We start from the raw sequence: 18325 nt of genomic DNA, 5'->3' as shown, positions 1-18325 counted from the left end.
TTCGAGGCGAGGAGTTTCGCCCGGTTACAGTCAGCGACTTATCCCGCCCTGTGCGAGCAGGGTAAGTCGCTCGGCGTCAGCGGATGATGATCGCCGCGCCGAGTGTCGACTTCAGCTCGGCTTCGGCATCGTTGACCGCGGCATCGGCGGTCTTGGCACCCGTCCAGGAGGCTTCGAAGTTCTTCCACATGATCGTCCAGTACTTGCCGAAATCGGCATTGTTCGGCATGGCGTTGGCATGCGGCAGAAGGCGTTCGGTGGCTTCCGAAGCCCAGCGGTCGGCCGCATAGAGGTCGACCTTGGTTTCGGAAGGCGAGATACCGAGATGGGCGGACTTGATCGCATGCAGCGCATTGATGCGTGGCTCGGAGGCGATCTTGATCAGGTCGGCCGCGATCTGGGTTTCTTCTTCGGTATGGCCGGCCATCAGCAGGTAAGCAAGCGGATGGGTCAGTGTGTTGGCCTTGCCGCCTTCGCCGGCCGGTACGAGCGTGAACTGAACGTTGGTGAAGAAGTCCTTCAGGCCTTCCTGGTTGACGAGACGGGCATAATGCCAGGTGCCGCCGTGCCAGATGCCGGCCTTGCCGGTTGCAACTTCCTTCCACCACTGGTCGCCCGGCATGCCGATATGGTTCTTCTTGGTGACGCCGGCCTTCACGAGATCGGCGAAATACTGGTAGGTGCGCTTCATCGCGGCCTTATCGAAGACGAGCTTGCCTTCCTCTTCCATCACGCCGCCGAAAGACGTGTAGAACTGCCAGTAGTCCGGGCCGTTATTGGTGCGCGGATAAAAGCCGTAGCCGGCCTGGACGAGGCCCTTGTCCTGCATCTTCTTGGCGTCTTCGAGCACGTTCTTGAGCGTATATTCGCCCTTTTCGACCTTGGCCGGCAGAGCCTCGATATCGGCCTCCGAATAGCCGATCGCCTTCATGTAAGGCTTCCAGAAGAAGAACGGACGGGACTCAGCGTCTTGCGGGATGCCGTAGACGGAGCCGTTGAAGGAGGTGATCTCCATCAGGTTCGGATAGATGTCGCTGATCGGCCACGAGTCGAGGTCGATGAACTTCTCGACCGGAACGATGAGGCCAGCCTGCGCCCAGGGGCCGATGTCTTCATGGCCGGTGGCGACGATGTTCGGAGCCTTCTTGGCTTCGGCGGCCAGCGTCAGCGCCTGCTTGAAATCTTCCCAGCCGGAATAGGGCGTCTTCTGGACGATGATGTTGAGCTGCTGACCGCGGATGGCGGCTTCGCGCTCGAGAATATCGGCAGCGATATCGAAGGCATCGGTGCGGTAGTTGTCGTTCGGCCCGGAACCGCCGGACCAGACGGAAATGGTGACATCCTTGGCGGACGCGAAGACGGCGGTCGAGGCCAGGAGAACGGCCGCGAGCGTGGCGGACTTGAGTGTCGGAAGAACAGTCATGGTTTACTCCCCGAAGAGCGAAATGGCTTCTTCCGAACCCTGAAAGACCGGTCGGCCCAAGGCTGCGGAAGCGCTGAAGATCATCAACAGGAAGCGGTCTAGCGGGGCTCCATAACACCCGGATGACAAAATGTACGCGTGTGCAAAATTTCTTCGCAGGACAGTTCTGCCGCCTGCGAACCCTATGCCGCTTCGTTGGCGGAAACGACCGTGACTCGGAGTCCGAGGGCCTTCAAGACACCGAGCAGTGTGGAAAGCTTCGGATCTCCCTTATCGCTCAGCGCCTTGTAGAGCGCCTCGCGAGTAATGCCCGCTTCCTTGGCGACATTGGTCATGCCTTTGGCTCTCGCAATGTTTCCAAGAACAACAGCGATGACCGCCGGGTCCCCATCCTCGAAGGCGGCTTCTAGATAGGCGGCGATTGCTTCTTCGCTGGTGAGGAATTCGGTCGGATCCCATTTGGTCGTTTCAATCGCCATGTCAGATCTCCTTCGCCATTTCGATGGCCTGTTGGATGTCCTTCCTCTGCGCGCTCTTGTCGCCGCCACAAAGGAGGAGGATGATCTCACTACCTCGCTTCACAAAGTAGAGGCGGTAGCCGGGACCGTAGTCGATGCGAAGCTCGCCGATACCGTCGAAGAATTTCGCATCCCCGAGCAGCCCAAGCCCGAGACGGTCGATCCGCGTTTGTATGCGGGCCTGAGCGCGAATGTCCTTGAGCGAATTGAACCACTTTGAGAAGGCTGCCGTTCTGCGAACTTCGACCATATGTAATCTATAGTTCACACTCGACGTAAGATCAATGCCCGCCTACCGTTCCAGCGCGACCGTCTTGATCACCGCAAAAACCGGCTTTTCCAGCTTCAGGTCGAGCCGTTCGACGGAAAGCGCAGTTATGCGGGCGAGCACGACGTCTCCACCACAGCGAATGCGGATGCGCACCATGCCGTCGCCGTCCGGCTCGATCGCGGCAATCGCGCCTTCGAGGATGTTGAGGGCGCTAAGGCCCTCCGGCCGCCGGGTGGCGACCATCACGTCCCGTTCGGGAATATGCACGCGGACGCTTCTCCCCTCTTCGGCATGCGCATTCGGCACGACGATCTGCGCCTGCGAAAGCCGGACCGTCGCCAACCGGTGCGGGATATCGATAACCTCGACCACGCCGGTCAGCACCGCGCCGGCATCGCGGCGATCCGCCGATGGCAGAGACAGGACCTCGGACGGTGTACCAACGGCCTCGACCCGGCCGGCCTTCATTGTCACCACCTTGTCGGCAAGCCGCGCCACTTCCGAGACCGAATGGCTGACATAGACGATCGGCGTCGAGGTTTCGTCGCGCAGGCGCTCGAGATAGGGCAGGATCTCGGCCTTGCGCTGGTCGTCGAGTGCGGCGAGCGGTTCATCCATCAGAAGGAGACGCGGAGCGGAGAGCAACGCCCGACCGATCGCGACGCGCTGTTTTTCCCCACCTGAAAGCTTCCCCGGCCGCCGGTCTAGCAGCAGGCTGATGCCCAGCAGTTCGACAATCCGATCGAAATTTTCCGGCCGCGTTGTCTTGGGTGCGAACCAGCGGCCGTAGGCGAGGTTCTGACGCACAGAGAGGTGCGGGAAAAGCCGGCTCTCCTGGAAGACGTAGCCGAAACGTCGTCTGTGCTTTGGCACGAAAATACGGCTTTCGGTGTCGAGCAGCGTTTCGCCATCGACCACCAACCACCCGTGATCCGGCTTCGACAGTCCTGCAATCACCCGCACCAGCGACGTCTTGCCGGAGCCCGAAGGCCCGAACAGCGCGGTCACGCCGCCATCCGACGTGAAGCCCGCGTCGAGAACGAACTCTCCCAGCGTCTGCCGTGCCTTAACGACGAGGGTCATTCGATATTGACCCTCCTGCCGACCAGATAGGCCAGGAACTCCGAGGCGAGTAGCGCTGCAAACGAGATGGCGATCGCGACCAGCGTCAGCCGCATCGCCCCGGCGTCGCCGCCCGGCACCTGCGTGAATGTGTAGATCGCCGCCGAAAGGGTCTGGGTTTCACCGGGAATATTGGAGACGAAGGTGATCGTCGCGCCGAATTCGCCCATTGCCTTGGCGAAGGCGAGGATCATGCCGGCGATCACGCCCGGCAGGATGAGCGGCAGCGTCACGGTGATGAAAACCCACGTGGGTCCCGCGCCGAGCGTGCCGGCCGCCTCCTCCAGCTTGCGGTCGACGGATTCGATCGACAGCCGGATGGAGCGCACCATCAGCGGAAAGCCCATGACGCCGCAGGCAAGTGCTGCGCCCGTCCAGCGGAAGGAGAGGACGATGCCGAGATATTCGTTGAGAAAAGCGCCGACGACGCCGCGTCGTCCGAACAGTATCAGCAGCAGAAAGCCGGTGACGACCGGTGGCAGGATGAGCGGCAGGTGGACGATGCCGTTCAGGACCGACTTGCCCCAGAATTTTCCGCGGGCGAGCAGATAGGCGACGAGAAGGCCGAACGGCAGGCTGACGATCATCGCGACGGCGGAAACCTTCAGGCTGAGCCTGATCGCGGTCCATTCCTCGTCGCTCAATGCCAGCCAGTCCAAACGCCGATCCCATCCGCAGTCGCCATCCAATATATCGCATTGGATATATCGAGACGGATCTGATGGCTAGGTCCTGGTGGAAAAGTTACTGGAAGGTTCTAAAAAAGGCGGTGGGAGAGCGCCGGCCTACCGCTGCTCTCCCTACACCATCGCATTCACAAGATGGTTTGCTGAACGAAGGCCCCTGGAGCCTCGGTTCTCATGCGCGACGGTTAACGGTTGTCGCGGGTCGTGTTGCCGAAGATCGACTGGCTTTCCTGGCGATCGTTGTCGCGGATCTGGATGCTGCCGGTGCGGACGTCGTCCACATTCCCGCCGTTGATCCGGGCGGAAGCATGCGTCTTCGAGGTGCCTTCATAATAGTCGCCCTCAGCGAGAGCCGAGCCTCCGAAGGAAGCGGCGGCGATCATGGCGGCGATAGCGGAGATGGAAGTCTTCATTGTCCTAGTCCTTTCAGAGTTCGCCCGCGGCTTTAGTTTGCGACCTGCCTGCCGGACGATGTTCGGTATCTTGAATGAGCTGCGGTTAGCGATTGTCGCGGCTTTCATGCTTGAAGATCGGCTGGTCGCCGCGATTGTCGTCGGCGCGAATCTGATCGATGCTGCCGGTCCTGACATTGTCGATCTTGTCGTTGGTCTGCACCGCTGCCTGTCCCTTGGTCGCACCCTGATAATAATCGCCTTCTGCAAGGGCGACGCCGGCGAAGGAAGCCGAAGCGATCATGGCGGCGGCAAAAGTGGAGAGAATGGTTTTCATTGTCGTATTCCTCGGTTGCTAAACGGGGCCGTTTGGGAGCCGGCGCCCGCTCGGTGGTATTGCGGAAGCGCGTTGTCTGCTTCCGGTCATGGAGATGGGGGAGCCCGATCGAGGTCGCTAGGGCACGATTTCCAAACGGAATGTTCGGGATTCGAGAACAAACGATCGCGTGAGACCGGTTGAAATCGAGATTGGGACCGGGCTGGGCGGAGAGGCTCGCCGGTAAGAACGGTTCGGCCGGAAACGAAAAACAGCCCCGAAAGGGGCCGTTTCGATGAGTGTTGCCGAAGTGCTTGCGGCTACTTCAGAACCGTAAAACCTTCCTTTTCGAAGAATGGCGCTGCCTTGTCCGACGTCAGATAGCCGAGATAGGCGGGCGCATCCTTGGACTTCGATTCCGACAGGGTGGCGATCGGATAGATGATCGGCGGGTGGGTGTCGGCCGGGAACGTGCCGACGATAGCGACACCCGGATCGGCCGCCGCGTCCGTCTGGTAGACGATGCCGTAGGGCGCTTCTCCGCGCGAGACAAACGCGAGTGCTGCGCGGACACTTTCCGCACTTGCTAGGCTCTTTTCGACCGACGACCAGAGCCCAAGTTTTTCGAGCGAGGCCCTGCCGTATTTACCGGCCGGAACCGCGTTCGGCTCACCCATCGCGAGCCTGCCGCCCTTGAGCAGGCCCGCGAGATCGACGCCCGGCCTGATGTCGACCGGCTTGGCGGTGTCCTTGGCGGCGACCAGCACGATCCGGTTGCCGAGCCAGTTGAGCCTGGTGTCTTCCCGCACGAGCTTTTTGTCGGAGAGATATTTCATCCAGTCGAGGTCGGCCGAAATGAAGATATCCGCCGGCGCGCCACTTTCGATCTGCTTGGCGAGCGCCGAACTCGCGGCGTAGGAAACGGTAACTTGCCCGCCACCCTGGGCGGCCCATGCCTTGTTGGCGTTGTCGAGCGCGTTCTTCATGCTGGCTGCTGCAAAGACGGTGACTTTTTCCTGCGCCGCGGCAGGAGCCGCGAACGAGGCGAACGATACGAAGGCGGCTACCACCGACGTCGCCGCGAGCCTGATCCAGGAATGACGATCAATGTTCATGATTTCCTCTTCGATCCTTGAGCGAGATATTCCTTTGGATATCTCGATCGCGAGGTTTTGACTAGCGTTATATTCCACAGGATATCTTGATTGTTGATTTTCACGCAGAACTGAGCCGGGGCACTGGCGGTCATCCGCACCGCCGACATCAAGGACAATCTTCGGCAACATCATATAACAACTATAAACAATCATCCGCACCAAAGTCGCTTAACCGTCTTCCAGATTATTGATGGAGCGACATGATGGTTACGATTGTTTGCATGAAATGGGGCACGGCTTTCACCGCCAGCCATGTCAATGCTCTTTATGCCGGTGTATTGCGTAACATGGAGGAGCCGTTCGACTTTGTCTGCCTGACGGACGATCGTCGCGGCCTTGCTTCCAGCATTCTCGCTCGTCATATCCCGAACCTCGGCCTGCCTGAGCAGGCGTGGAGACGAGGGTGCTGGCCCAAGATCGGAGTGTTTGCACCGGGTCTTTTCCCGCCCGGAGACGTCGTGCTTTTCCTCGATCTCGACGTCATGGTCCAACGATCACTCGCCCCGCTGATCGGTTTGCTTCGGGAGCGCCGTCATTTTGTGATCCAACGGGAATGGAATCCGGATCTCTGGAGCCTGCTCCCAAATAACTTCAGGCCGGACAGGGGTGCTCAGTCATCCGTCTTTGGATTTCATGCAGGAAATGTCGATGGAATTTACCACGACTTCGTAAGCAAGGCCGACGCGATCATCGCGCAATTCAAGAACGACCAATCCTACCTGACGCATGCGGTGCGGCAAAAAAGTTACTGGCCGGCAGGTTTCTGCGTCAGCTTCAAGAGAAGCTGCACGAAATACTTTCCGATCAATCTGCTCCTGCCGAGGATCAAGCAGCCGCGGAACGCGAAAATCATCGTCTTCCACGGAAAGCCAAGGCCCTGGGATACGATGGTCGAAAAAGGCCAGCGCTGGGGATCGAAAAGGCGATTTGGCGTCGGCCCCGTCCCATGGATCAAACAATATTTCAATCAGGCGGACGCGATGTTGGCTTCCCTCGCCAATGCTGCAGACAATTTCGAGGCGGGCGCCCATGCCTCCACGGCAAATGCCGGCGCAGAGCGGGCAAGCTCGCCGAGTTATAGCCATGGCTAAGGTTGCCTTACCGCACAGATAGGCAAAGCCAGAAAACGCGCCCGCAGGCCGATCATCGACTACGAGATCGTCGTTCATGTCCAGGCGAAGACAATCGAACGGATTCATTTCGATACCGCTGCAGTTGTCCGGCGTATACGCTTTCACATGGCTGATTAAAGCCATTCGCCCAGGCGTTCACCGAAACTGTGCGGCGACTCCGTCCGCCGGGAGATCTGCTGGAAACGTTAACCGCGCCAAGAGCCCGGATGGCTCCCCGTCCAACAGTTCCAGCGTTCCCCGGTGAGCTTGCACGATTTCCGCAACGATGGACAATCCCAGCCCGAACCCAGCGTTGCCATCAGTCCTCGCCGCATTCAGTTTGAAGAATGGCTCCAACACCTGCGCACGTGATTGCTTCGGTATCCCGGGGCCATTGTCCGACACGTCGACCACCACCTTGTCTCCACTTCGCTTGAGCTCGATGGCGGCCCTGTCGCCGAATTTCACAGCGTTTTCGCAAAGGTTGGTCACTGCTCGCGTTATCGCGAGAGGCTTGCAATTGGCGGACAGATGATTGGGGCCGATATAATTGATCTTATGGCCCACATCGTCAAACTCGCTGCAGATCGTCTGCAGCGTTGTTGCCAGGTCGATCGTTTCGACCTGCTCTCGATGATGGTCGTCACGCAGATAGCTGAGGCTCTCTTTGAGGAGGCTATCGATGCGAGAGATATCCGCCAGCAACATATCGCGCAATTGCGCGTCGCCGACCCGCTCCACTCGAAGTCTCAGTCTCGTCAATGGCGTGCGCAGATCGTGGCTCACCCCGCGCAGCATCCGCGTCCTGCCTTGGATCATATCGGTGATACGATCGCTCATCCCGTTCAAGGAGCGTGCAACAGCGACAATTTCCACGCTGCCTTCCTCGTCGAAGATTACCCGGCCGGACGTGATGTCGGCATTCGCAGCCGCTGAAGCAATCTTCCGCAGCGGTCGCGTGATTGCCCGGACCCCGAACGACGAGAACAGTACGATCAAGGTGATGAGCGCCAGTAGATAGTGTGGCCCCCGGACGAGGACCTCGCTCCAGAACGCCGCGCTTGGAAGACCGCCCAAAACGAGGATTGTTTTATCGTCAACCTCGGTTGAGAGGACGCGCTTGTCATCGACAAAGGTTTGCCAGCCACCGAGTGGCGTCTGCCTCCCGTCGGGGGAAAAAAGCCAATCTATCGTCGCGTCCAGGACGCTTTCCTGCGGTGATGAGTTCTTGAACGTTTCCGCCAAGGCGCGCGGTCGCAGATTGAGATCCCAACCGGCACGATTGGCTGCACGAAGAACGATGTCGCGCTCTTCGGGTGTGGCAGTTTTGAGGATGGAACCTATCGTAAACACACTATCGGCGAGTTCCTCAACGTCAACCATCGGATATCCATTTCCAACACGCTGCTCGAGAAAAGAGCCGCCTAAAACGGTGATGGTGAGGCCGAGAACAATAACGCCCGTGATCTGGCTATGGATCGTCGATAGGCCTGGAAGCCGGCGGAAAAACATGAGCACCCGTTTGGCTTGTGAAGCGCGCTTGAGCCGAGGTCGATCGGCGAAGCAGAAATATAGGCGAATTCCCTCACAAGATCCCGCGTTTCCTGCTGCGCGATTATTACGTTTTGTTACGGCAGGGCTGCCTCTTTGCCGATCGCTCGGGCTGCAACAAAGCGTAACAAAAAAACATGCACCGGTGGGCTACGGCATGAAACACAAGCCGTCACAGGCTCCTCTGTTGGGGGGACTGATAACCTGTTCTGGAGCCCTTATGCTACATCTTAAAAAAGCCAAGCGGCGTCTTTCGCCCCTCGCCTTATGCGCCGCATTCAGCGTTGCGGGATTTTCTCCAAACGCCTATGGCGCCGACCAGACCGCCACGGAGCAGACGCCGGAGCCACCTTTCGACAAGCAGCGTTTCGATAAACGCCAACCGGAGCGCAATTGGAGCCTGATCATTGGTGCCGGCGCTTCTTATGACCCCAAATACGAAGGGAGCGATGAATTTGAAGTCAGCCCCATTCCCTTCGTGGTGTTCACCTATGGCGAATGGTTGGAAATCGATCCAGGTGGCATCAGCGTCACTGTCTTGGATCAAGACGGATTTTCCATCTCCGCTGCGGTGGGCTACGAATCAGGGCGGGATGAGGGTGACGGCGATCGCCTCCGCGGCCTCGGCGACATCGACTTCGCCGCAACAGTCGGCGCGAAAGTCGGCTATGATTGGGGTCCGGTCGAAATCTATGCGAGCGTCGACCAGACCATCGGTGGCAGCGAAAGCCTGATTGGAAAGTTTGGGGTGGAGTACTCGGCCCCGGTCACGGAGCGTCTCATTCTGGGCGCACGCGCCGAAGCCACCGTGGCCGATGACAAGCACATGCAGGCTTATTTTGGCGTCGATGCCGCTCAGTCGGCACGTTCAGGCCTGCCTGAATATAAAGCAGAAGCAGGCTTGAAGCGTGTCGATTTTTCTGCCTCTGCCACATACGCTCTGAGCGATCATTGGTTGGTGCGTGGTGAAGCAGGCATCGGAGTGCTCACCGGAGATGCCGCGGATAGCCCGATCGTCGAGAAGAAGATCCAGCCTTCCGTTTCTGCTTTTGTCGGCTACAAGTTCTGAAGCCGGGCAGAGAAAATAAAGGGCGTGTCGCCTGCACGGATCGCTTCCGATCCATAAGGCGGCACGCGTTGCCCGTGCGCAATATTTTTGACTGCCAGATGTTATGCCGTGGCAGCTGGGAGCGGCGTCCAAGCGCCGGTTCCCAGTCATCGGGCTTGCACCAAACGATCGTGCTCGGTTATTTGTGCTGGCCCTGCAACCGCGGCCGCATGGCAGTTGCGGCGCCGGAGAAGGATTGAGGCTCTGTTTCAGACTTCCTCCACCGACGCGGTGAAAGTATATCCTCCCAGCCTGACCGTCTGCAGGAGCGTTGGCTCGCGAGGATCAGCCTCGATCTTTTGACGGAGGCGGCTGATATGCACATCAATACTGCGCTCGATCGGCCCAGCCAGCCCGGAATGGGTAAACAAGAGCAGTTCCTCGCGGGTGATGACCCGGCCCGGATTTCTGCAGAACGCCAGCAGAAGATCGAATTCCGTTGTTGTCAAAGCGATGCGAGCGTTGCTGGGGTCGTGAAGCCGGCGCCGCATTGGGTCGATTACCCATCCGTCAAAACGCAGCTTCCTTTGAGCAGAGCTACTTGTCAGGCCGTAAGAGGCGCGACGCAGGAGACTGCGAATCCGTGCGACCACTTCTCTTGGGCTGAAGGGCTTTGTAATATAGTCATCGGCGCCGACTTCCAGCCCCACGATCCGGTCGACTTCCTCTCCGAGTGCCGTCAGCAGGATTATCGGGATCGTTCTTTCCGAGCGGATGCGTTTGCAAATGCTTAGGCCATCTTCGCCCGGCAGCATGACATCGAGGATGATCAGGTCATAGGAATTGCTGCGAAGCAGGGACTGCATCACGTTTCCGTCCTCAGCCACGGTCGGCAGCATCCCGCTTTCCTGAATTGTCGACGCCAGAAGATTGCCGATTTCGAAATCGTCTTCCACGATCAATATCTTCGCGGATGCTGAATTGGGCTGCATGGGTCTTTTCCTGTTTGAGGACCCTACAATGGGCCGGCTGCTGGTCCTCGAATATTTCGCTTTATTAAGTTTTGTTACGGTCACTACACGCAGTGATACCAAACGCGCCCAGCCATGGCGATAAGCGCTGCAACCGCTCGCACCGCTACGCAGAATTGACGTGACCGACAGAGTGGCGGCGCTGGGAAAAACGCTGCGCTGTACGGCAGGGCCGGCCAGGTGGTTGGCCGGCCCTCCGCTGGTAGTGCAAGCGTCCTTGCGGCGCCTGCAACCTTCAGATCTCGGCCGACTGGAGGAAGGGCTTGAAGATCCGAGCGGTACGATCGCCAAAGTCGGAAACGATCAGGTGGAGCGACGGGATGACGACCAATGATAGAACCGTAGACACCAGCAGACCGCCGATCACCGCGATCGCCATGGGTGCCCTGAACTCGCCTCCGTCCCCTACCGCGAGCGCGGAGGGGGCCATTCCCCCGATCATAGCAAACGTGGTCATGATGATGGGGCGAACCCGCTCCGAGCAGGCTTCGACGATTGCATCGACCCGAGACAGCCCATCGGCTTCGCGTTCAATGGCGAAGTCCAGGAGCATGATGGCGTTTTTCGTCACGATCCCCATCAGCATCAGGATACCGATGACGACAGGAAGCGAAACGGCGTTTCCGCTTAACATGAGGCCGGCTGCTACGCCGCCGATCGACAGGGGAAGGGAGGCCAGAATGGTCCAGGGCGCCAGCACGCTTCCGAAGAGGAGGATGAGGACGACAAGCACAAGCATGACACCCGATCCCATCGCCACCGCAAAGCTTGAGAACACCTCGCCTTCGGTATCGGAATCCCCGGTCGCTTGAATGCGCACGCCCGCCGGCAGGTTCTTGACGCTATCGAGCTGTGCCAGCCTGTCGAGACCCTGGCCCGACGTCATGCCGTCAGCCATGTCCGCAGAGATTTCGATACGACGCTGGCGATCAAATCGCTCGATGGCGGCGACCCTCTCATCGAAGCTGACGTCGGCGACGGAAGACAACGGAACCGATGTCCCTCTCGTCGTCGGTACTGACAAGATTTCAAGGGTTGGCAAATCGTCGCGAGCATGCCTCTGGAGCAGCACACGGATTGGAACCTGTCGACCCCCGTCGATGAAGTTGGGCAGTCGGCTGTCGACGTCGCCCACCGTCGATACCCGGATCGTGCGCGCGAGTTCTGCCGGCGATACGCCGATCGTTGAAGCCTTGTCCGCGTCGATTTTCACCCGCAGTTCTGGTCGCGTTGCCGCGTTGTCGGCGGTCGGGTTGACGAAGTTTTCGTCGACGGTAAGCTCCTGCAGTATGTTATCTGCGGCCCGCTGAGCCAGAACGCCATCCGCGGACAGGACAGCGAAAGATATGTCCCGCCCACCGCGGGTGTTGAGAAAGCGCAGCCTGACGTCCGAAATGGAGGAAAGCGCCTTTTCAAGATCGGCCTGTATCAAGAACGATGAACGGCCGCGCTCGGATTTGTGGAGCAGATCGATCAGGACGACCGCATATCGTACGTCTTCCTGTCCGGCCGTACTCGACCCTGCCCTGACGAATACGCCTTCCACCGCGGGATCCCGCCGGATCAGGGCGGCTATTTCGTCCGTCGCCGCCCTTGTTTCGTGCAAAGCCGCTCCAGGGGGCAACTCCACCGAGAGGGTCAACCGCCCCGTGTCCTCTTCCGGCAAAAAGGCGGTTGGCAGCGAGATCAGGGCGTATAAAGCCAGTGCAAAGGCCGCAAATGCGCATCCGACTGTCATCCATCGCCACCGCAGACTGACCTTCAGCAGCCCCTCATAGGCCGATACCAGACGCCCTCTGCGAATGTGCGACAGAGGAGCGTTCGTCATGATGTATGCAGCCATGATAGGGGTGATCAACCGGGCCACCAGAAGTGAAAAGAACACCGCTATCGCAACGGTCAGCCCGAATTCTCGAAAATACAGCCCGACCACCCCGCTCATGAAGCCCACAGGTGTGAAGACAGCCATGATCGTTGCAGATATGGCTATGACAGCAAGCCCTATTTCATCAGAGGCGTCCAATGCAGCCCGGAAGGCGGATTTGCCCATGTCGCGGTGACGCACCACGTTTTCAATTTCAACGATCGCATCGTCCACGAGAATTCCTGTCACCAGGGTGATCGCAAGCAAACTGAGGATGTTGAGGGAAAAGCCCAGGAGATCGACGGCAAAAAAGGTCGGGATGATCGAAAGCGGAAGCGCGATTGCGGCTACGACCGTGGCCCGCCAGTCGCGCAGGAATAGAAATACGACGACGATTGACAATGCCGCCCCCTCATAGAGGGTATGCATGGCCGAGTTGTAGTTGCCTGCCGTGTAGGACATATTGTCGTCGACCAGCTTGAAGCGGATCGACGACTGTTCGAGATTTAACTTCTCCAGTGCGGTGGCCACTTCCTCCGCAACAGCGAGCTCGCTTGAACCCCTTGCGCGATACACCGCGAAACCTACGACGTCCTCCTGATCCAAAGTAGCAAAGGCGCGGGCTTCGGCGATCGTATCCTGGACGCTGCCGACATCTTCCAGTTTCACACTGGCGTCATCCGACAGGAGGATGCGAGAATCACCAAGTTCGGCGATCGTCTGCGCCGCCGCGACGGCCGTCAGCGTCCGTTCTCTGCCATTCAGGTTGCTGCGGCCACCAGAACGATCCATCTGGCTTGCGATGAGGCTTTCGTTAACGGCATTCGCCGTCAGGGAGAGAGCCTGCAATCGCGAAGGATCGAGTTCGACATGGATCTCCCTGTCAGCACCTCCGACACGATCAATGCGGCCAACGCCCTTCAGACCCTGCAAATTCCGGGAAACAACATCGTCGACGAACCACGAAAGCTCTGCAACGGTCATGTCCGGGCTTGTCACGGCATAGGTCACGACCGCTTGCGCTTCCTCCTCAGCCCGTTCGATCACAGGCTCATCTATTCCGTCGGGAAGATCGCTGCGGATTTTCGCAACTGCGTCGCGGACGTCACCCATGGCGCGGTCTGGCGAAATGACGCCCAACTCGAATTCGACAGCGGTAACGGAACGGCCTTGAGTGACGGTCGACTTGATCTCTTCTACGCCTGCAAGAGAGGCTACCGCGTCTTCGACAAGACGAGTAACTTCAGTCTCCAACTCGCTCGGCGCCCCGCCGGGTTGGTCGACAATCACATTCACAGCCGGCTCGTCGATAGTCGGGAAGTAAGTAACGGGCAGCCGTGAAAAGCTGTAGAGACCTGCGGCGACAAGGACTAGGAATAGGAGGATCGAGGGAAGCGGATTACGAATCGCCCAGGCCGATATGTTCATTGAAGTCGAGCTCCGAGCCGATTTTGGTTAGATGTGGATGCGTCGGCGCGCGTTGCCGGCGTCGCGGCCACTACCGGCCTCACCCGCTCCTGTGCCTTCAGGAAGGCACCCGATTTCAGGACGACCTCCTCACCCTCCCGGATGCCGTCGACGATTTCCACAAAGCCGCTTTGCTGGGATCCGATGCGGACCGGGCGTATATCCACGAGCCCGTCTGAAACGACGTAAACGTTGTGGCCAGCCGCTGTGCTTTTGACGGCCGTCCCCGGGAGGAGAACATTCTGCCGGTCTTCGACACTGATGCTACCGCGCGCAAAGACGCCTGGGACAAGTCTGGCCTTGTCTGCAAGTTCGATCCGCACCGTCCCGCTTCTTGTCTTCGGATCCAGTTGCGCGGCATTCAGCCGGACGGTTCCCGCGACGGCTTGGTCGCGTCCTGGCAAGGTAATTTCGGCGCTCATACCTTCGCGCAGCCGAACGAAGCTTGTCTCCGTCACCTGCGCTACGAACTCGATATCATCATCCTCAGCGATGACAAAAAGAGGCCCGGCGGAACTCGATGTCATCGCGCCGACACGCGCTTTCCGGCTCAAGATCCGACCCGAGCTTGGCGCCCGCAGGATGCTTCTCTGAACAGTCAGTTCGATTTCCCGCCGCTCGCTGGCGATCAACTGTTGATCTGCGTTGGCGAGCTCCAACGACTGGCGCGCCAGTCGCAACTCCGCGACGGCTCGGGCGTGAGCGTTCAGGTCTTCCTCGAGGACGTTGTCGGCGATCGCACCTTTTGGCTGTAGCGAGCGGCTGCGTTCCAGCTTCTTGCGCGCTTCGGCTTCGGTGACCGTTGCCACGTCTATCTTGCTGCTCTCAACGGCCACGGCAGCATGCGCGCGAAGGAGGCTCACCGCATTCTTGTCCAGCGACATCAGGGCTTCGGTCGTGTCCAGGACCGCGAGCGCCTGGCCGCGTTCAACATGTTGCCCAGCCTCTACCAAGATCTGCCGCACCTCCTTGCCGAGGACCGCGGGATAGACCTCGATCTCTTCCCGCGCCGCGAGCGAACCAACCACCTCGATCCTTTCCGTCAGCGCACCTCGCTTGGCGACGACCGTCGTTACCGGCATTTGGGCGTCTGCGGACGCCACTGTCGAAAACACGCATGCGAGCACCGCCGCTTTACCGACAAGCGCGCAGCAGCGTTGAAACGTGGATGATGCGGTTGATAATGCGATCATTGAGTGGACCTCTTAAGTGGGCCGCCGAGCGCCCTGGCTTGTTGGGTCACACGATAGCGATGGGGAGGAGCCGCACTGTGTAGTCACATTAAGAAATGTTACGGCACGCTCGTGCCTCAGGTCCTCAAGATGCGCGGCCCCCACTAAATGGAGCGGACAGACCGCTCTTGAGGCCTCACGGGCAGCCTGGCTGCGTCTCTCAGCCTGGACCAACATGCAAGTCGGCGTGCATAAAATCGTCTGTCTCCACATTCAGGTATGGAATGTTGCGATGCGATACTTTGCGACAATTTCCCTGTTTTGCGGCATACGCGTGCGACAAACACCTTCTATGTTCGGGATGCGTCAAGGAGACGCTTTTGAAACTGAAGGAGAAACTCATGACCAAGATCTTCCTATCCACCGCTATCGCTGCTCTGCTGGCTTCGGCCACGTTCGCTGTCCCGGCACTTGCCGAGGGTGACTATTATGAAGGCGCCTCCAAGAGCGGCGCTTCGCCGCGTTCTGCCGATCCTCTGCGGGCCGAAAGCACCAGGACCTTCGGTTATCCGAACCAGTCCGGCCAGTCGCTGTTTGGCAAGACCACCCGCGATGATCGTCGCCCGTTCGAGAGCGGCGACTATTATGAGGGTGCCAACCGTCCGAACTAACAGCTCGCAGTTCATTCAAGGCACCGTCCGCGGCAAGGTCGCAAATATTGCCGCGGCGGCCCCTCTCCCGTCTGAGGGGTATTCAGGCGGATGAGCGGGAACCAAAGTTATCAATTTCGCTGCAGTCCCACCCCGCCCTATGCCATCCCACGCCCAATCCCGCGGCACGTCATGGGAGCCGGGCCTGGGAACTTGCTACAGAATTCGATGGAAGGGCTTGCCGATGCAATGCTATAATTTCCAGGTCTAGAGGGCAGTTCATGCAGGCATCATCCCATATCGCAGTTGTCGACGACCATCAGGACATCCGGGATCTGGTCGGGAAATATCTCGGACAGCAAGGCTATCGCATCAGCTCCGCCGACAGCGGCGCCGCCTTGCGCAAGATCCTCGAGCGGAACGTCCTTGACCTCATCATTCTCGACATCATGATGCCCGGTGAAGACGGCCTCTCGGTCTGCAGACACATACGCAGCACGACGGATGTGCCCATCATATTCCTGACCGCCATGGCGGATGATACCGACCGCATCATAGGCTTGGAATTGGGAGCGGACGACTATGTCGTAAAGCCGTTTAATCCCAGGGAATTGCTCGCCCGCGTCCGCGCCGTCTTGCGGCGAGCAACCACCCTGCCAACGCAGCAGCGCGACAACATCAAGGCAAAAGTCATCAGGTTCGACCAATGGCGGCTGGATGTCGGCCGGCAAGAACTGACCGACGAAGACGGCGTTGTCGTGTCACTGAGCACCGTGGAATTCCGTCTGCTCAAAGCTTTTCTCGAACATCCCGGGTTCGTTCTCACGCGCGATCAACTCCTTGATCTGACTGCCGGCAAAGCCGCGGAGATCTTCGACCGCAGCATCGACCACCAGGTCAGCCGCTTGCGCAAGAAGATCGAAGCCGATCCCAAGAACCCGACAATCATCAAAACCCATTGGGGCGGCGGCTACAGTCTTTCCACCGATGTGGTGCTGCAATGATAAGGTTTTGGACCAGAAGTCTCGCTGCGCAGTTTATCGGTTTCATGCTCCTCGCGCTCGCGAGCTCCCAGGCACTGTCGTTCCTGATCTCCTGGGACGAACGCGACAAGGCGCTCAAGGCGGTATCAAAAAGCGAGTTCTTCAGCCGCACGGCGACCATTACCAGGCTCATGGAGTCGATTCCGCTCAATCTGAGGCAGGACGCCCTCGTCGCCAGCGAAACCAGCTATGCCCGGTTCTGGCTAAGCGAGCAGGCTCCAGATGACGCCGATACCTGGCGGGGACGGGCCGTCGAAGAGCTTGCACGTCCCCTGCCAAACCTCCCGAACTTTCCGCCAGAATGGCGCGTCCAGCCGGCAGCCATCGACAGGCCCGAGGAACGCAGGAGGATTGCCGCGAAAAACGCCGGCGAAGCCTGGGTCACGCCCGCCTCTGGTTTGTGGAGCCTCTCACAGCCGGCGAAGTTCGCCTATATAGGCCAGTCGGACGGGTTTGGCCTTGCGGTCCAGCTTCAAGACGGACTGTGGCTGAACTCCGCCTATTACAAAGTCATTCCCAACAACTGGTGGACCTCACAATCCCTCTTCACCTTGTCGATAACGGCCCTCATCCTCTCGGTCATCGGGGTGTTGACAGCAAACCGTATCGCAAGACCGCTTCGACGGCTTGCCGTGTCGGCGGAGGCTCTAGGCCGCGGAGAATCGCTCCCGCCCCTGCCGGAAGAAGGACCCGACGATATCCGACGGACCGCAGAGGCATTCAACCGCATGCAGCAGAGCCTTCACCGCTTCGTGGAAGACCGGACCCGGATGCTGGCAGCAATCGGCCATGACCTGCGCACTCCGCTGACATCCTTGCGTTTGCGCGCCGAGTTTGTCGGAGATCCGGAACTCCAGCAGAAGATGTTGGTCACGATCGACGAGATCCAGGTCATGACTGAGGCGACGATCGCTTTCGCAAAGGGCGAGGCGACGGTCGAGGAAACAAAAACCGTCAATCTCAATGCATTGGTGGAGAGCCTGTGTGCCGATCTGGAAGAGATGGGCCAACGGGTTGAGTATGTCGAAAGCAGGAAGATAACCTACAGGTGCCGCCCGGACGGGCTACGCCGCGCTGTCCGCAATCTCATCGAAAACGCGATCCGCTATGGCGGGCAGGCCAGAGTCTTCGTGCGCCAATCGCCATCGGCGACTGAAATCGTCGTGGAGGATCCCGGCCCCGGCATACCTGAGGCGATGCGCGAGAAGGTCTTCTCTCCCTTCTTCCGCCTGGAGAAGTCTCGCAACCGTGAAACGGGCGGTGTCGGTCTGGGCTTGTCAATTGCAAGAGCGATCGTTCGGCACCATGGCGGGGATATCGTTCTTGCCTCGAACAATCCGGGCTTGAGAGCCTCGATCTCTCTTCCCGTCATAGAGCGACCTGAACTATCGCAAGCGGCTCGACGTCCACGAGAAAACATCGCGGCCCAATGGACGCTCTAGCTCTTGCCCGCGGGCGAATATCAGTATCGACGATCGCAACCAGTTGCTCGAGCACAGTGG

Annotated in this window: 17 protein-coding genes; 5 read left to right on the top strand and 12 right to left on the bottom strand. The window is 59.2% G+C overall.

Going from position 1 to position 18325, the window contains the following annotated elements; genetic code table 11:
• Positions 1-76: 76 nt before the first annotated feature.
• The 8 genes from LZK81_RS27050 to modA form a co-directional block, all read right to left on the bottom strand.
• Entirely contained in the window at positions 77-1423 is a 1347-nt protein-coding gene (locus LZK81_RS27050) for an extracellular solute-binding protein (RefSeq protein ID WP_233957045.1), read from the bottom strand.
• 182 nt (positions 1424-1605) lie between these two features.
• Positions 1606-1902 carry an addiction module antidote protein gene (locus tag LZK81_RS27045; protein WP_046604704.1) on the bottom strand — a complete coding sequence of 99 codons (297 nt, stop codon included), beginning with the start codon at positions 1900-1902 and terminating at the stop codon, positions 1606-1608.
• 1 nt (position 1903) lies between these two features.
• Entirely contained in the window at positions 1904-2191 is a 288-nt protein-coding gene (locus LZK81_RS27040; protein ID WP_233957043.1) for a type II toxin-antitoxin system RelE/ParE family toxin, read from the bottom strand.
• A gap of 42 nt (positions 2192-2233) precedes the next feature.
• On the bottom strand, positions 2234-3295 hold the full coding sequence (gene modC, locus LZK81_RS27035) for a molybdenum ABC transporter ATP-binding protein (RefSeq protein ID WP_233957041.1): 1062 nt from the start codon (positions 3293-3295) through the stop codon (positions 2234-2236).
• Complete coding sequence (modB, locus tag LZK81_RS27030) at positions 3292-3993, bottom strand: molybdate ABC transporter permease subunit (RefSeq protein WP_046604707.1); 702 nt, start codon at positions 3991-3993, stop codon at positions 3292-3294. Before modB ends, modC begins: the two co-directional genes overlap by 4 nt.
• Before the next feature lie 212 nt (positions 3994-4205).
• Complete coding sequence (locus tag LZK81_RS27025; protein ID WP_046604708.1) at positions 4206-4433, bottom strand: hypothetical protein; 228 nt, start codon at positions 4431-4433, stop codon at positions 4206-4208.
• A gap of 85 nt (positions 4434-4518) precedes the next feature.
• Entirely contained in the window at positions 4519-4749 is a 231-nt protein-coding gene (locus LZK81_RS27020) for a hypothetical protein (protein ID WP_233957040.1), read from the bottom strand.
• Positions 4750-5048: 299 nt separating this feature from the next.
• Entirely contained in the window at positions 5049-5843 is a 795-nt protein-coding gene (gene modA / locus LZK81_RS27015) for a molybdate ABC transporter substrate-binding protein (protein ID WP_233957037.1), read from the bottom strand.
• A 245-nt stretch (positions 5844-6088) separates the two neighbouring features.
• Between modA and LZK81_RS27010 the strand changes: the two genes are divergently transcribed.
• Positions 6089-6976, top strand: a complete 888-nt coding sequence (locus LZK81_RS27010) for a hypothetical protein (RefSeq protein WP_233957035.1) — start codon at positions 6089-6091, stop codon at positions 6974-6976.
• A 177-nt stretch (positions 6977-7153) separates the two neighbouring features.
• Here the strand turns inward: LZK81_RS27010 and LZK81_RS27005 are convergent, their stop codons facing one another.
• Positions 7154-8509, bottom strand: a complete 1356-nt coding sequence (locus LZK81_RS27005) for an ATP-binding protein (RefSeq protein ID WP_233957033.1) — start codon at positions 8507-8509, stop codon at positions 7154-7156.
• On the opposite strand from LZK81_RS27005, the gene LZK81_RS27000 reads away from it, so the two are divergent.
• Positions 8508-9617 (top strand): MipA/OmpV family protein, encoded by a 1110-nt coding sequence (locus LZK81_RS27000; RefSeq protein ID WP_233957031.1) that lies wholly within the window; start codon positions 8508-8510, stop codon positions 9615-9617. The two genes, LZK81_RS27005 and LZK81_RS27000, sit on opposite strands and share 2 nt — an antisense overlap.
• A 248-nt stretch (positions 9618-9865) precedes the next feature.
• Here LZK81_RS27000 and LZK81_RS26995 read toward each other — a convergent pair whose 3' ends face one another.
• The 3 genes from LZK81_RS26995 to LZK81_RS26985 form a co-directional block, all read right to left on the bottom strand.
• Positions 9866-10588, bottom strand: a complete 723-nt coding sequence (locus tag LZK81_RS26995; RefSeq protein ID WP_046609676.1) for a response regulator transcription factor — start codon at positions 10586-10588, stop codon at positions 9866-9868.
• A 274-nt stretch (positions 10589-10862) separates the two neighbouring features.
• On the bottom strand, positions 10863-13919 hold the full coding sequence (locus tag LZK81_RS26990; protein WP_233957029.1) for an efflux RND transporter permease subunit: 3057 nt from the start codon (positions 13917-13919) through the stop codon (positions 10863-10865).
• Entirely contained in the window at positions 13916-15151 is a 1236-nt protein-coding gene (locus LZK81_RS26985) for an efflux RND transporter periplasmic adaptor subunit (protein WP_233957028.1), read from the bottom strand. Before LZK81_RS26985 ends, LZK81_RS26990 begins: the two co-directional genes overlap by 4 nt.
• A gap of 380 nt (positions 15152-15531) precedes the next feature.
• On the opposite strand from LZK81_RS26985, the gene LZK81_RS26980 reads away from it, so the two are divergent.
• The 3 genes from LZK81_RS26980 (at position 15532) to LZK81_RS26970 (ending at position 18265) form a co-directional block, all read left to right on the top strand.
• Positions 15532-15801, top strand: coding sequence for a hypothetical protein (locus tag LZK81_RS26980; protein WP_233957026.1), 270 nt, complete (start codon positions 15532-15534; stop codon positions 15799-15801).
• A 260-nt stretch (positions 15802-16061) separates the two neighbouring features.
• A complete protein-coding gene (locus LZK81_RS26975; RefSeq protein ID WP_046609680.1) occupies positions 16062-16784 on the top strand; it encodes a response regulator in 723 nt (240 codons plus the stop codon).
• A gap of 44 nt (positions 16785-16828) precedes the next feature.
• The gene (locus tag LZK81_RS26970) at positions 16829-18265 is read left to right on the top strand and encodes an ATP-binding protein (protein ID WP_326491522.1); all 1437 of its coding nucleotides are present in this window, start codon (positions 16829-16831) and stop codon (positions 18263-18265) included.
• Positions 18266-18325 lie beyond the last annotated feature (60 nt).

The organism is Neorhizobium galegae, assembly GCF_021391675.1.
GTDB lineage: Bacteria > Pseudomonadota > Alphaproteobacteria > Rhizobiales > Rhizobiaceae > Neorhizobium > Neorhizobium galegae_B.
This window is presented reverse-complemented; position numbering and strand designations above follow the sequence as displayed.

Coding starts and splice junctions, on each gene's coding strand:
- LZK81_RS27050 (WP_233957045.1), bottom strand. CDS start 1,423: ATGACTGTTCTTCCGACACTCAAGTCCGCCACGCTCGCGGCCGTTCTC.
- LZK81_RS27045 (WP_046604704.1), bottom strand. CDS start 1,902: ATGGCGATTGAAACGACCAAATGGGATCCGACCGAATTCCTCACCAGC.
- LZK81_RS27040 (WP_233957043.1), bottom strand. CDS start 2,191: ATGGTCGAAGTTCGCAGAACGGCAGCCTTCTCAAAGTGGTTCAATTCG.
- modC (WP_233957041.1), bottom strand. CDS start 3,295: ATGACCCTCGTCGTTAAGGCACGGCAGACGCTGGGAGAGTTCGTTCTC.
- LZK81_RS27025 (WP_046604708.1), bottom strand. CDS start 4,433: ATGAAGACTTCCATCTCCGCTATCGCCGCCATGATCGCCGCCGCTTCC.
- LZK81_RS27020 (WP_233957040.1), bottom strand. CDS start 4,749: ATGAAAACCATTCTCTCCACTTTTGCCGCCGCCATGATCGCTTCGGCT.
- modA (WP_233957037.1), bottom strand. CDS start 5,843: ATGAACATTGATCGTCATTCCTGGATCAGGCTCGCGGCGACGTCGGTG.
- LZK81_RS27010 (WP_233957035.1), top strand. CDS start 6,089: ATGGTTACGATTGTTTGCATGAAATGGGGCACGGCTTTCACCGCCAGC.
- LZK81_RS27000 (WP_233957031.1), top strand. CDS start 8,508: ATGAGCACCCGTTTGGCTTGTGAAGCGCGCTTGAGCCGAGGTCGATCG.
- LZK81_RS27005 (WP_233957033.1), bottom strand. CDS start 8,509: ATGTTTTTCCGCCGGCTTCCAGGCCTATCGACGATCCATAGCCAGATC.
- LZK81_RS26995 (WP_046609676.1), bottom strand. CDS start 10,588: ATGCAGCCCAATTCAGCATCCGCGAAGATATTGATCGTGGAAGACGAT.
- LZK81_RS26990 (WP_233957029.1), bottom strand. CDS start 13,919: ATGAACATATCGGCCTGGGCGATTCGTAATCCGCTTCCCTCGATCCTC.
- LZK81_RS26985 (WP_233957028.1), bottom strand. CDS start 15,151: ATGATCGCATTATCAACCGCATCATCCACGTTTCAACGCTGCTGCGCG.
- LZK81_RS26980 (WP_233957026.1), top strand. CDS start 15,532: ATGACCAAGATCTTCCTATCCACCGCTATCGCTGCTCTGCTGGCTTCG.
- LZK81_RS26975 (WP_046609680.1), top strand. CDS start 16,062: ATGCAGGCATCATCCCATATCGCAGTTGTCGACGACCATCAGGACATC.
- LZK81_RS26970 (WP_326491522.1), top strand. CDS start 16,829: ATGCTCCTCGCGCTCGCGAGCTCCCAGGCACTGTCGTTCCTGATCTCC.